Origin of the sequence: Sulfitobacter sp. F26169L (genome assembly GCF_026410285.1) — a bacterium.
In the GTDB taxonomy this organism is placed as follows: Bacteria; Pseudomonadota; Alphaproteobacteria; order Rhodobacterales; family Rhodobacteraceae; genus Sulfitobacter.
The window spans coordinates 1-13,109 of sequence record NZ_JAPMLP010000008.1; the positions used below are offsets into that span (position 1 = coordinate 1).

At 57.3% G+C, this 13,109-nt stretch carries 13 protein-coding genes; all 13 read right to left on the reverse strand.

The window, feature by feature from the left end; translation table 11 throughout:
• Positions 1 to 46: 46 nt before the first annotated feature.
• Positions 47 to 361, reverse strand: coding sequence for a hypothetical protein (locus OS189_RS14995; RefSeq protein ID WP_267168146.1), 315 nt, complete (start codon positions 359 to 361; stop codon positions 47 to 49).
• Positions 362 to 419: 58 nt separating this feature from the next.
• Positions 420 to 590 carry a hypothetical protein gene (locus OS189_RS15000; protein ID WP_267168147.1) on the reverse strand — a complete coding sequence of 57 codons (171 nt, stop codon included), beginning with the start codon at positions 588 to 590 and terminating at the stop codon, positions 420 to 422.
• Between the two features lie 101 nt (positions 591 to 691).
• The gene (locus tag OS189_RS15005; RefSeq protein WP_267168148.1) at positions 692 to 1,303 is read right to left on the reverse strand and encodes a nucleoside/nucleotide kinase family protein; all 612 of its coding nucleotides are present in this window, start codon (positions 1,301 to 1,303) and stop codon (positions 692 to 694) included.
• An 18-nt stretch (positions 1,304 to 1,321) separates the two neighbouring features.
• On the reverse strand, positions 1,322 to 2,827 hold the full coding sequence (locus tag OS189_RS15010) for a mannitol dehydrogenase family protein (protein WP_267168149.1): 1,506 nt from the start codon (positions 2,825 to 2,827) through the stop codon (positions 1,322 to 1,324).
• Entirely contained in the window at positions 2,815 to 3,594 is a 780-nt protein-coding gene (locus tag OS189_RS15015; protein WP_323380239.1) for an L-iditol 2-dehydrogenase, read from the reverse strand. The genes OS189_RS15010 and OS189_RS15015 overlap by 13 nt, the downstream gene beginning before the upstream one ends.
• Positions 3,591 to 4,595: an ABC transporter ATP-binding protein gene (locus OS189_RS15020; RefSeq protein WP_267168150.1), complete on the reverse strand. Its 1,005-nt coding sequence runs from the start codon at positions 4,593 to 4,595 to the stop codon at positions 3,591 to 3,593. Before OS189_RS15020 ends, OS189_RS15015 begins: the two co-directional genes overlap by 4 nt.
• A 15-nt stretch (positions 4,596 to 4,610) precedes the next feature.
• Positions 4,611 to 5,441 (reverse strand): carbohydrate ABC transporter permease, encoded by an 831-nt coding sequence (locus tag OS189_RS15025; RefSeq protein WP_267168151.1) that lies wholly within the window; start codon positions 5,439 to 5,441, stop codon positions 4,611 to 4,613.
• A gap of 10 nt (positions 5,442 to 5,451) precedes the next feature.
• On the reverse strand, positions 5,452 to 6,318 hold the full coding sequence (locus OS189_RS15030) for a carbohydrate ABC transporter permease (RefSeq protein WP_267168152.1): 867 nt from the start codon (positions 6,316 to 6,318) through the stop codon (positions 5,452 to 5,454).
• A 112-nt stretch (positions 6,319 to 6,430) separates the two neighbouring features.
• A complete protein-coding gene (locus OS189_RS15035; RefSeq protein ID WP_267168153.1) occupies positions 6,431 to 7,735 on the reverse strand; it encodes an ABC transporter substrate-binding protein in 1,305 nt (434 codons plus the stop codon).
• 115 nt (positions 7,736 to 7,850) lie between these two features.
• Positions 7,851 to 8,882 carry a LacI family DNA-binding transcriptional regulator gene (locus OS189_RS15040; RefSeq protein WP_267168154.1) on the reverse strand — a complete coding sequence of 344 codons (1,032 nt, stop codon included), beginning with the start codon at positions 8,880 to 8,882 and terminating at the stop codon, positions 7,851 to 7,853.
• A 149-nt stretch (positions 8,883 to 9,031) separates the two neighbouring features.
• The gene (gene pgi / locus OS189_RS15045; RefSeq protein ID WP_267168155.1) at positions 9,032 to 10,639 is read right to left on the reverse strand and encodes a glucose-6-phosphate isomerase; all 1,608 of its coding nucleotides are present in this window, start codon (positions 10,637 to 10,639) and stop codon (positions 9,032 to 9,034) included.
• Positions 10,639 to 11,289, reverse strand: coding sequence for a bifunctional 4-hydroxy-2-oxoglutarate aldolase/2-dehydro-3-deoxy-phosphogluconate aldolase (gene eda / locus OS189_RS15050; protein ID WP_267168156.1), 651 nt, complete (start codon positions 11,287 to 11,289; stop codon positions 10,639 to 10,641). Before eda ends, pgi begins: the two co-directional genes overlap by 1 nt.
• Before the next feature lie 3 nt (positions 11,290 to 11,292).
• Positions 11,293 to 13,101 (reverse strand): phosphogluconate dehydratase, encoded by a 1,809-nt coding sequence (gene edd, locus OS189_RS15055; protein ID WP_267168157.1) that lies wholly within the window; start codon positions 13,099 to 13,101, stop codon positions 11,293 to 11,295.
• Between the last annotated feature and the right edge of the window lie 8 nt (positions 13,102 to 13,109).

Below are 13,109 nucleotides of genomic sequence, written 5' to 3' on the forward strand. Positions count from 1 at the left end.
GTAGCGATGGACCAGGCTGGCCAATAGCTGCCTACGCGTGACGCAATCAGCGTGTCAGAAACGCGACCACCCTCAAGTACCGCTCTAAATATAGCCACAAAATGGTCAGCGCGATTAACATGAAACCAATTGAGGTGGATGGGTAAGCACGGAAGGAAATGCTGGCGAAAGCCTTGCGCCCAAGCGCGTCTTTGCCTTTCCCAGATCGATCCACGTGTTGACCGGCCTCCGCCACAGCGACCAGCGGATACCGACCGTCGAGATCGGTCACAAAAGACACCTTCTGAGCAGCGCCAGTCCGCATCGGGCCATCCGCTGTGACCTCGAAGAAACCCGCAAATTGACGTTTCAACTGCTTCATTTCAGCTGCCTTGACCAACTACTCGTGCCGGATATGCGGCGACTTTGAAAGGCTGCTGTTAATAGATGTACAGGAATTCGGAGATCATCCTCAACCGATCGGCCACTTCGAACGTCGGCAAGTCTTCCTCAACAATTAGGGCAACCGCTTCCCGCTTTATCGGTAAACCGAATTTTTCTGTTCTTGTGCGCTTTTCCTTATTTCCAAAATCACCATAAAATGCAGCCACAAACCAATGCTTCAGCAATTATTAAAAGGCAAATGCCGCTAAGGGCAGAAGGTCGCAATCCTTTTAGGTGAGAGATAGTTCTTGGTAAAAGAAGAAAGTCTTCATGCCTCAGTTCGCAACACCAAGTCCGGCATACGGGAATGTTTTGCCATAAAGTCTGCATTCTTAATGTCGTTTCCAAGGGCGCGCATTCGTGCCTCTAGATCTGAAAGCCCGTGATCGCGCCAGCGCATGATAAGCCGATGTACCAGCGTTTCACGGCTTACATCCAAGCTAACTGTCAAATCAAAGATCTCGGCAAGATCAGACCATGGTCGGATGTTAAGCAGAAGATAGTTTCCCTCGACCAAGACGATGCGTGTCCTAACGCCAATGCACCCTCCAGCGGGGATAGTTCGATCAGTTTCGCGATCAAACGTCGGGAATGAAACACGATTCCTTTGGCGTAAGTTACGCATTAGATACACGAACCCCTCCGCGTCGAATGTCTCGGGCGCGCCTTTACGGTGAAACAGCCCCAGTTCAATCAATGCGTCATTGTGGAGGTGAAACCCATCCATCGGAAGGACAGCAGCGCTGTGCCCGAACCACGTAACAAGATCGGCGGCCAGTGTCGATTTCCCCGATGCAGGCGCACCAGAGATTGCGACGATGTATCGCTCTGACCGGGCTGCGCGCACTTTGATGAATTGGGTGAGATTGGTAAATGTCACATCCTTCACGGTGGTCAGCTACCCTGTTTTCACGGTTTTTTCGCTTCGCAGCGTATCGCCTGCGTATCTGAGCAGAGCGGTCTCGCAACCCTCTGACCAAATCAACCTCAGCCAGCTTTCAAATGCCTCACAAAACGGGGCAGATGCGGCCACATCACCGTAAAGCTTACCTTGCTCAAGCCATGTTTGGGGGTGGCTTTTGGCCGCGCGCGCTGCGGCGTTCAACTCATCCCAAAGCGGGTCATTCGGTGCGATTTGGGTGCCGTCCTCGCGCGTTCCTTGGCACATGCGCGCCCAAAGTGCCTCGACAAGAGCCAGCCCCGCAACTGAACCGCCCGCAGCGAGCTGATCGCGTAGGATTGGCAGCACGAACCCGGTGTGGCGCGCAGAGCCGTCAAAGGCGACACGTCGCGTCGTGTCAATGATACGCGGATTGGAAAAGCGGCGTTCAATGAGGTCCAAATAAGCCAGCGGCGTCACGTCCGGCACGGGGGCGACTGTCCGGGTGATCTCTTCAGTCTGCACCTTGTGGAACATTGCGCTGATTGCAGGGTGTGCCATGCACTCGGCTATCGTCGCGAGGCCGAGGGTTTCACCTACATTGGCCAAGACCTGATGCCCTGCGTTTAGAATGCGGATTTTCATAGTCTCATACGCGTGAACATCGTCTGAAAATGTCGCGCCAACCGCGTTCCAGTCGGGGCGACCGGCGCAAAACCTGTCTTCAATGACCCACTGGCGATAGGCCTCATGGGTGACGGGCGCGGCGTCGTTGATGCCGAAAGAATGCGCCAGCGCGACTTCCTTGGGGCCGGTAGCAGGCGCGATGCAATCGACCATTGAATTGGGGAAGGTTGCCTGCGCATCGATCCAATCGGCCAGTTGGGGATCAGACAGCCGTGCCAGCGAAACGACTGCTTGGCGCAGAATGTCTCCGTTGCCTTGTAGATTGTCACAGCTCATTCCCGTGAAGGGTCCGTGCCCAGCGGCGCGGCGTGCGGCCAATGCCGCGACTATAGCGCCAAAAGCGGTGCGCGGCGCCGCCGGATTGGCAGCGTCATGCACGATATCGGGATGGGCGGCATCAAAACCTTTATTGACAGGATCAATGTAATAGCCGCTTTCCGTCACCGTGAGAGCCACGATGCGAATGGCAGGGTCAGCCATGGCGGCGATTAGCGCGGCATTGCCGTTTTCGATCGGCAGGTAGTCAATCATCGCGCCGATCACTTCGGCCGATGTCTCGCTCGGGTCGAGTTCGATCAGCGTTGTCAGGCAGTCTTGTGCCAGAAGTTTTGCACGCATCGCGGTATCATAGGGGCGGACGCCTGCGCCGATGATCGCCCAGTCATGTGCTTTGCCGGCTTGCATGAGGCGGTGCAGATACCACGCTTGATGGGCGCGATGAAAATTACCGACGCCGATATGGACAATGCCTGCAGTGAGCGCCGCCCTATTATATTGCGGATGCCTGATTGCGAGTTGGTCTAGCGTTGCGTCAGAAAGTTTGATCAGCTCATCCATTGGCCGCCATCCACATTGTATGTTTGCGCGACGATATAGTCGCTTTCGCTGCTCGCAAGGAACACAGCCATGCCTGTCAGATCGCTCGCTTTCCCCATTCTGCCGAACGGCACAGCCGCGCCTACCTCGCTCTTCTTCTGGCCGGGGGATTTGTTCTCGTATTTTGCAAAGAAGGCATCGACACCGTCCCAATGTTCGCCATCGACAACACCGGGGGAGATTGCGTTAACGTTGATGCCGTGCTTGATCAGATCCAGCCCTGCCGACTGCGTCATACTAATCACCGCCGCCTTGGTCGCGCAGTAGACAGCGACAAGCGGCTCGCCGCGCCGCCCGGCCTGGCTGGCCATGTTGATGATCTTGCCCTTTGTCCCTGTCGCGATCATCTGGCGCGCCACGGCTTGCAGGGTAAACAGCGTCCCCTTGACGTTGACGTCGAAAGTGCGAACGTAGTCGTGTTCCTCTATCTCGACGATTGGCGCGGCTGTGAAAAGTGCGGCGTTGTTGATCAAGATGTCGATGGGGGCGAAACCGTGGCTTTCGGCAACGCCAAGCGCCGCGTCAATGCTGCTGCGGTCTGTCACGTCCATGGCCACGGCCAGCGCCTTGTCGCGGCCAATCGCCATAGCCGTCTCAGACGCGCGTGCCGCGTCGATATCGGCAATAATGACACGCGCGCCCTCGGTGATATAGGCCTCGGCAAAGGCGCGCCCGATCCCGCGTGCAGCGCCCGTGATCAGGGCTGTTTTTCCCGCCAGGCGCATCAATCTACCCGCAGGCCTTGAGCGTCGAACTTGTGCAGCTTGTCGAGCTGGGGGGTGAGGTAGATCGTGTCGCCGTGTTTGACAGGCAGCTCGCCATCAACGCGCGCAGTCATCGGATCACAGCCTTCCACGCCGTGAATATGCAAGAAGGTGTCCGAGCCCAAATGCTCGGCGATCCCAACAGTCGCCTTCCAGGCCCCATCCGTCGAGGAAACATCCAGATGCTCGGGGCGGATACCGATTGTCGCCACGCCATGCTTGTCGGCCTCGGTGCCCTTGATCAGGTTCATTTTTGGCGATCCGATGAAGCCCGCAACGAACTCGTTGCATGGCTTGTGATAGAGTTCCAGTGGCGAGCCGATCTGTTCGATAAAGCCCTTCCGCAGCACCACGATCCGGTCCGCCATCGTCATCGCTTCAACCTGATCATGGGTCACGTAGATCATGGTTGTCGCGAGTTTCTTGTGCAATTCTGAAATTTCCATCCGCATCCCCACGCGCAAAGCGGCGTCGAGGTTGGAAAGCGGCTCATCAAACAAAAAGGCCGAAGGTTCGCGCACGATTGCACGGCCAATGGCGACCCTTTGGCGTTGACCGCCCGAAAGTTGGCCCGGACGGCGGTCCAGATAGTCTGTAAGGTTTAGCGCCTTGGCAGCAGCGTCAATGCGGCGTTCCTGTTCGTCAGCAGGCACGCCCGCCATCCGCATCGGAAAAGCAATATTCTTACGCACCGACATGTGCGGATAAAGCGCGTAGGACTGGAAAACCATCGCCAGCCCGCGTTTTGCCGGAGGCACGTTTGTCGCATCCGCACCATCAATCTCTATGTGACCGGAAGTGATGTCTTCAAGCCCCGCGATCAACCGCAGCAGCGTTGACTTGCCACAGCCCGAAGGGCCTACGAAAACCGTGAACTCGCCATCTTCGATTGTTAGGTCAAGTGGTGGAATGACTTCCACGTCGCCAAAGCTTTTGGACACTTGGTTGAGTTTGATTTGTCCCATTTGTCTTTTCCTTGCTTACTTGACGGCGCCAAAGGTCAGGCCGCTGACGAGTTGTTTCTGGCTGAACCAGCCGAGAATGAGGATCGGCGCTATCGCCATGGTCGAGGCAGCGCTGAGTTTGGCGTAAAACAGCCCTTCAGGGCTGGAATAGCTGGCGATGAAAGCCGTGAGCGGCGCTGCTTTTGCCGCCGTGAGGTTAAGGGTCCAGAAAGCCTCGTTCCATGCGAGAATGACGTTGAGCAGCATCGTTGACGCTATGCCCGGGATCGCCATTGGAGTCAGAACGTATAGCACTTCGTCCTTGAGTGATGCTCCGTCCATTCGCGCAGCTTCAAGAATTTCGCCGGGGATTTCCTTGAAATAGGTGTACAGCATCCAGACGATAATCGGCAGGTTGATCAGCATGAGAATGAACACCAGCGCAATCTTGCTGTCGAGAATTCCGAAGCGGATACAAAGCAGGTAGATCGGGTATAGTACGCCCACCGCAGGTAGCATCTTGGTGGAGAGCATCCAAAGCAGGATGTCTTTTGTCCGCTTGGACGGAACGAAGGCCATAGACCATGCTGCGGGCACAGCGATGATAATGCCGAGTATGGTAGAGCCGCCTGCGATGATGATCGAATTCCAGAGGAATCGGCCGTAATTGCTGCGCTCGAGCACTGCTTTATAGTTTTCGATCGTCCAGTCAAAACCGAGGAAGATCGGTGGATCTGCAATCGCCTGTGCTTCGGTTTTGAAGCTGGTCAGAATCGTCCAGAGGATCGGAAAGAAGATCAACAAGCCCACAGCCCATGCGGCGGTGGTGTTGATGATCTTGCGTTGATTTGTGACGTTGCGTGCCATGATTTTCTCCTCACGCGTCCAGATTCTTGCCGACGATGCGCATCAGGAAGATGGCAACGATATTGGCGAGAATGATTGCATAGACGCCACCGGCCGAGCCGAGGCCCACGTTCTGGCTTTCAAGAACGCGCTGGAAAATGAGATAAGTCAGCGTTTTGGTGCCGAATGCACCGCCCGTGGTGACGAAGATTTCTGCGAAGATCGAGAGTAGAAAGATTGTCTGGATCAAGATCACAACCGTGATTGCGCGGCCCAGATGCGGCAGCGTGATGAAGGCAAAGCGTTTTGACGCAGGCGCGCCGTCCATCTCGGCCGCTTCTAGCTGTTCACTGTCCAAAGACTGGATCGCAGTGAGAAGAATGAGCGTCGCAAAAGGCAGCCATTGCCACGACACGATTATGACAATTGACGTCAGCGAGGCCTGACTGAGCCATTCAACAGGCGTTGCGCCGAAGAATTCCCATAGATGCGCCAGCAGTCCGTAGTTCGGATCCATGAACATGTTTTTCCAGACAAGCGCCGATACTGTCGGCATGACGAAGAAGGGCGCGATTACAAGGATGCGAACCATCCCCTGACCCCACATTGGCTGGTTGAGCAGGATCGCAAGGCCGATCCCGAGGATAACCGTAATCGCCAGCACGCCGCCGACGATGATCAGCGTGGTCATGACCGAGGGCCAGAACGCGCTGGACGTCACGAAGCGGACGTAGTTATCAAAACCGACCCATCCAAGATCACCGCCGCGCAGGGGCAGGTATTTCTTGAACGAGAAGTAGACGGTCATTGTCAGGGGGACGAGCATCCACCCCAAAAGCAGGATCACCGCCGGTGCCATCATAAGGCGCGCTGCTGATCGGGAATGTTGGGTTGCCATCAGGCACACCTCCTCTGTTGACAGGCTCAAGCCGCTTCAGATGAAAGATAACATATTCGGGTGTTTGTTCGGATGAGGGCGGCGTTGCCGCCGCCCTCTTGGTCTAGAAAGTTTAACGGTAGCCCGCGGCTTCCATCGCTTCGTTGGTGATCTCTTGCGCTTTCGCAAGCGCTTCTTCCACTGTCTGCTGGCCTGCGTAAGCCGCCGAGAATTCCTGGCTTACTTCAGTCGCGATGCCGGCAAATTCGGGGATCGCTGCAAACTGGATTCCGACGTAAGGTGAAGGCTCTACAGTCGAGTTCTTAGGGTCAGCCGAGAGGATCGAGTCGAGTGTCATCTGGGCGAACGGTACCTTCTGATACTCCGGGTTCTCATAGAGCGATGTACGTGCGCCGGGAGGAACGTTTGCCCAACCTTCTTTGGCCGCAACCAGCTCGATGTAATCTTTCGATGTTGCCCACTCAATGAACTCTTTTGCTGCCGCTTCGTTCTGAGTGCCGGCAGGGATCGCGAGCGCCCATGCCCAGAGCCAATTGGAACGCTTGCCGAGGCCTGTATCAGGCGCGAGCGCAAAACCGACCTTGTCGGCAACTGTCGAGTCGTCAGCGTTTGTCACAAAGGAGGCCGCAACCGTCGCGTCGATCCACATGCCGCACTTGCCTTGCTGGAACAGCGACAGGTTTTCGTTGAAACCGTTCGCCGCATAGCCTGCCGGGCCGCTTTCATCCATCATGTCTTTGTAGAAATTGAGTGTGTTGGCCCATGCTTCGGTGTCGAACTGTGCATTCCAGTCCTCATCGAACCAGCGTGCGCCGAAGGAGTTTGACATTGCCGTAATGAAAGCACCGCCTTCGCCCCAACCGGCTTTGCCACGCAGGCAGATGCCGTTGATGTCGTTATCACGGTCTGTCATGCCCGCTGCAGCTTCCTTGATGAATTCCCAAGTCGGCGCTTTTGGCATTTCCATGCCGGCCTTTTCCATCAGGTCTTTGCGATACATGATCATCGAGCTTTCGCCATAAAATGGCGCAGCATAAAGCGTGCCATCGTGGCTCAAGCCGTCTGCCATTGCCGGCAGGATATCATCGACATCATATTCGGCGCTCAGGTCATTCAGCGGCACGAGCCAGTCGTTTGCGCCCCAGATCGGCGTTTCGTACATACCGATCGTCATGATGTCGAACGCTCCACCTTTGGTCGAGATGTCGGTCGTTACGCGCTGGCGCAGGACATTCTCTTCCAGCGTGACCCACTCAACTTCGTGGCCGGTTTTGGCCGTGAAGTCGTCGGTGTAGCCTTGCATGCGGATCATATCGCCATTGTTTACTGTTGCGATTGTGATCGTGTCCGCAGCAGCACCACCGGCCGTGAAAAGCGACAATGCTGTCGCGGCGTAAAGTGAATTCTTTAAGAACATCCAAGGTTCCTCCCTCTCAAGATGATGAACGCAGCTTAACGAGCAATCTGACGCGCAGTCAACTTTAATTTTACGCGCGTCAAATAAATATGAAACCCTATACCAAATCAGGGTATTAAGCGGAGTCTCGCATCACCAGCTTACCGTCAAAAAGCGTTTCTTCGCGCTCTGAAAGTCGGGTTTCCGCGTCTAGAATGCGAAACAATGTGCTGGCTGCGCGATTCGCGATTGCGGCGTAATCTTGCCCGATGGTTGTCAGAGACGGACAAGTGTAGCGGGAAAACGGGTGATCGTCGTGGCCGGCAATGCGCAACGCGCTGCCCACACCATGGCCGACGGCTATGCCAAGCCCATAGGCCGCCGATAACATCCCGATGGCCAGACGGTCATTGGAACATAACACAGTGTTGGTCGCGAATGCACGCGCGGACATGAGTCGCGCACCTTCGATGCTACCAATCGCCTCGAATTTCCAGCCCTCTCCCTCAGCTTGATAAATATGCGGCGTGTGGCCGTGCCTCTGCATGCTTTCGAGGTAAGATTGCCGTCGCTTGTTCGCGTTCGGGTTGCTCGGTGATTTCATCTCGAAAAAGCACGGAGGTTCACCACTTCGACATAGATATTCAACAATCAGATCAACGCTTTGAAAGTTATCCGTTCCAACGAATGCCTCGCATGCACCTTCAATATTGGCGTCAAACAGGACAACCGGCACGTCCCTGTTAAAAGCTTCGATGTCCGCACGGTCGGACACCCGGCCAAAAGGAGCCAACAGCACCCCTGCGGGCTTGAGCGAGCGAAGCGCCTCAAGGTTGTCACGCTCTTGTTTAGGGTTGCCATGCGAACTGAGCAAAATAGGGCTATAGCCCGCTGCTAGACAGGCAAGTTCGACTTCGCGACCTATTTCCGAGAAGAACGGATCTGCAAGATTGGGTACCACGACGCCAATGTTCTTTGTCTTGCTTCTGTTTTGGTTCACCGCATAGACGTTGGGCCGATAGTCATATTGCTTGAGCGCTTGCTCGATCCGCTCTCGAGTGGACCTGCGCACGCTAGCGGGATCGTTGAAATACTTGGAAAGAGTCGGGCGCGAAATACCGCTAGCGACGGCGAATTCTTCCATGTTTCGGAGTTTTCGCTGTTCCATTCTTCCCCCAATCTTTACGCATTAGTACGCGCGTAAACTTATTGCAGCATAAGGGGAAACTCCGGCAAAGTGCAATGCCAGAGTTTACAGCATTGACGAATGAACCTCCCAACGACGACGATTGCACATCTAAGACCTTGAACAGCGTCTTACGTCGTTAGCTTTTTTAACAGCCCTCTCGTAGAGGCGTCCTTTGATCTGCAATCAGCACCTTGAACCATAGGCAGAAGTGCGTTCGACAGCTCTTTACCAAGTTCGACGCCCCATTGATCAAAAGAGTTGATCCCCCAGATCACGCCTTCAACAAATACACGGTGCTCGTAAAGCGCGATGATCTGCCCGAGCACGAAGGGCGTGAGTTTTGGGTAGGCTAAGGTAATTGAGGGGCGATCGCCCGGAAAGCAGCGCTGCGCGGCTTGGCGCTCTTTTTCTTGCCCGTTGTAACCTTGTTCCGCGGCGATCTCCATCGCCTTCTCATATGACCGCCCAAGCATCAACGCTTCCGATTGTGCAAGGCAGTTGGCCTTAAGCAGCGCGTGATGGTGCGACAGATTAGGCTCATGACTCTCGGCCGCGATCAGAAATTCAGCCGGGATCACATCCGTGCCCTGATGCAGCAGTTGGTAAAAAGCGTGTTGCCCGTTCGTCCCCGGCTCACCCCAGACAACAGGACCAGAGGCATGCGCGAGGGGGGTGCCGTCTTTCGTGACGCTCTTGCCGTTGCTTTCCATGTCGAGCTGTTGCAGGTAGGCGGGCAGTCGCGATAGTCGCTGGTCGTAGGGCAGCACGGCCCGCGAAGGATAGCCGCAGAAATTGCGGTGCCACACGCCAGCAAACGCCATGAGCATTGGCAGGTTTTCTGTTGGCTCGGCAGTTTGAAAGTGCTGGTCCATCGCGGCAGCACCCGCCAGAAAGTTGCGAAAGTTCTCCGGGCCCACTGCCAGCATGATCGGTAGCCCGACAGGACCCCAGAGTGAATACCGCCCGCCGACCCAATCGGCAAAACCGAATACGCGGCGCTCGGCTATGCCCATTTTGGCTGTCAGTTCGAGCGCGGTCGAAACCGCCGCCAGATGTCCGCCGATGTCCGGCCCGATGCCTCTGCGCAACCAGTCCAGCACCGTCTGCGCATTGGTCATTGTCTCGATGGTCGTGAATGTCTTTGATGCCACGATCACGAGGGTCGATTTGGGATCAAGGCATTCTAGAATTTCGTGAACATGCGCGCCATCGATATTGGACAGAAAGTGGCAGCGCGGCCCGTCGTGATAAGGTGCGAGCGCCAGTGTCGCCATCACCGGGCCGAGATCAGATCCGCCGATGCCGATGTTGATCACATCCGTGAACCGCGCGCCGCCTTGCCCCGCGATCGATCCGTCCCGCACGCCCTGCGCAAACTGCACCATGCGTACAAGTGTTTTCGCAATGGCGGGGCGCACATCCTCCCCGTCCACGATCAGCGGTTTGGTCTCTGTTGAGCGCAACGCGGTGTGCAGCACTGCGCGGTTTTCTGTCTCGTTGATTTTGTCACCGCGCAGCATCGCTGCCCGCGCCTCTGCGACGCCTGTCTCGCCCGCTAGTTCGACCAAAAGCTCAAGTGCTTCGTCGTCGAGGCTTGTTTTGGAAATATCGAGCAGCAGATCGTCGCTTGACGCGGAAAAGCGTTCAAAGCGTCCGGTGTCTTCGAATAACGAGATGATTGTCCGTTCCCGAGCGGCCGCCGCGTTGGTCTCCAACTTTCTCCAAGTCTGCGTCATTACATCTCTCCAAGCCTTGCCGCGCTGCGCGCCAAGGCTTCGATCCCGGCCCAGTCTTCGTTGAGAACCTTGTCGTTCGGCGCAACCCAGCTTCCCCCTGCGCAGATCACGTTGGGCAAGTTAAGGTAGGCGCGCGCGTTCTCAGGGTTCACGCCACCCGTCGGACAGAACATGATTTGCGGCAGCGGTGCGCCGATCGCTTTCAGCGCGGGCGCCCCGCCCGAGGCCTCAGCCGGGAAGAACTTGAGCATATCATAGCCCCGCTCCAGCAAACGCATTGCCTCGCTCGCCGTGGCCGCGCCGGGCAAAAGCGGCAGTTCCTCTTCCTCGCAGGCCGCAATCAGCGCGTCTGTCGCCCCCGGCGAAACACCGAAGGTAGCGCCCGCCGCCTTTGCCGCGCGCACATCTTCAGGGGTGATCAGAGTGCCGGCGCCCACATGGCCGCCTGTCACATCCGACATAATGCGAATGGCCTCGAGTGCTGCAGGTGTGCGCAATGTCACCTCAAGCGCGGGCAGCCCGCCGGCGACAAGCGCCTCGGCCAGGTAGCGCGCCTTGGTGGCATCTTCGATGACAAGCACAGGGATTATCGGGGCGAGTGCACAAATTTCGCGCGTGCGTTTGCTGGCAGTTCTGGCGGAAAGGGTCATGGGTCAATCTCCGAAAATGGTTGCGCCGCTCGTGGCGGCGCCAACGGTGTTGCGAAATGCCGCGAACAGCTCGCGCCCCGTACCGGCCTGCGCACTGGAAAGGTCAACGGTCGCATTGGGGCGCGTGTCAAGATCGCCAGCCAAGACATCGAGCGTGCCAGCCACGGCATCAACGCGCACAAAATCGCCGTCACGCACGCGGGCGATCGGGCCACCGTCAACAGCCTCGGGCGACACATGGATTGCGGCAGGCACCTTGCCCGATGCGCCCGACATCCGCCCGTCCGTCACGAGGGCCACCTTGTGCCCTCTGCCTTGCAGGATCGACAATAGCGGCGTCAGGCTGTGCAGTTCGGGCATCCCGTTGGCCTTTGGCCCCTGGAAGCGCACGACGACGACGACATCACCTGTAAATTCGCCTGCCTTGAAAGCTGACTTAACAGCGTCCTGATCCGCGAAGACGCGTGCGGGTGCTTCGATCATATGATGCTCGGGAGCGACAGCGGAGACTTTCATCACCGCAGTGCCCATCGAACCCGTCATGCGCTTCAGTCCGCCAGTGCTTTGGAACGGATCGCGGGCAGGGCGCAGGATCTTTTCGTTGAGGCTGGTGCCCGCCCCTTTCTCCCAAACAAGCCCTTCGGCTTTCAACTTCGGCTCGGTAGTGTAGTTCTCAAGCCCTTCGCCCGCCACAGTCATTGTGTCCGGATGCAGCAAGCCTGCTCCGAGGAGTTCACCAATCATATAGCCAAGCCCGCCAGCTGCGTGGAAATGGTTCACGTCCGCCAGCCCGTTGGGATAGACCCGCGCCAGAAGCGGCGTGACATCGGAAAGCTCCGAGAAATCCTGCCAGTCAAGGATGATCCCGCCCGCTCGCGCCATGGCGACAAGGTGAATGAGCAGGTTGGTCGAGCCGCCTGTGGCGTTGAGCCCGATGATCCCGTTCACGAAAGCGCGCTCGTCAAGAATAACGCTGACGGGGGTGTAACTGTCTCCCAGCGCACTGAGGGACAGGGCGCGTTTGGCGCCCTCCTGCGTGAGGGCATCGCGCATTGCGCCGTTTGGCGGCACAAAGCTTGCGCCCGGCAGGTGCAGCCCCATGAACTCCATCAGCATCTGGTTGGTGTTGGCGGTGCCATAGAATGTGCAGGTGCCGGGGCCGTGGTAGGCCGCCATCTCGGCGGCCATCAGCGCTTCGCGGCCCACTTCGCCGGCGGCGAATTGTTGGCGCATTTTGGCTTTTTCATCGTTGGAAAGGCCGCTTTCCATTGGTCCTGCGGGGAGGAAGACAGCAGGCAGATGCCCGAAGGCCTGTGCCGCAATCACAAGGCCCGGAACGATCTTGTCGCAGACGCCCAGAAAGACGGCGGCGTCAAACGTGTTGTGGCTGAGCGCAACGGAGGCTGCCAGCGCGATCACGTCGCGTGAGAACAACGAAAGCTCCATGCCCGCTTCGCCTTGGGTGACGCCGTCACACATTGCAGGAACGCCGCCAGCAACTTGCGCGGTGCCGCCCGCTGCGCGCGCCGCCTCGCGGAGCAGATCGGGGAAACGCTCAAAGGGCTGATGCGCCGAGAGCATGTCGTTGTACGCCGTGATAATTCCGAGATTTCCCGCAGTACCTATGGCCAGCTTGTCTTTGTCGTTGCCAGAGGCGGCATAGGCATGCGCCTGACCGCTGCACGAAAGATGCCCGCGCGCCGGACCTTTGATGCGAGCCGCATCCATCCGGTCAAGATAGGGACGGCGCGTGGCTTCGCTGCGCTCGATGATACGCGCTGTAACACGCGCTAAGGTAGGGTGGAGTGTCATTCGACGTC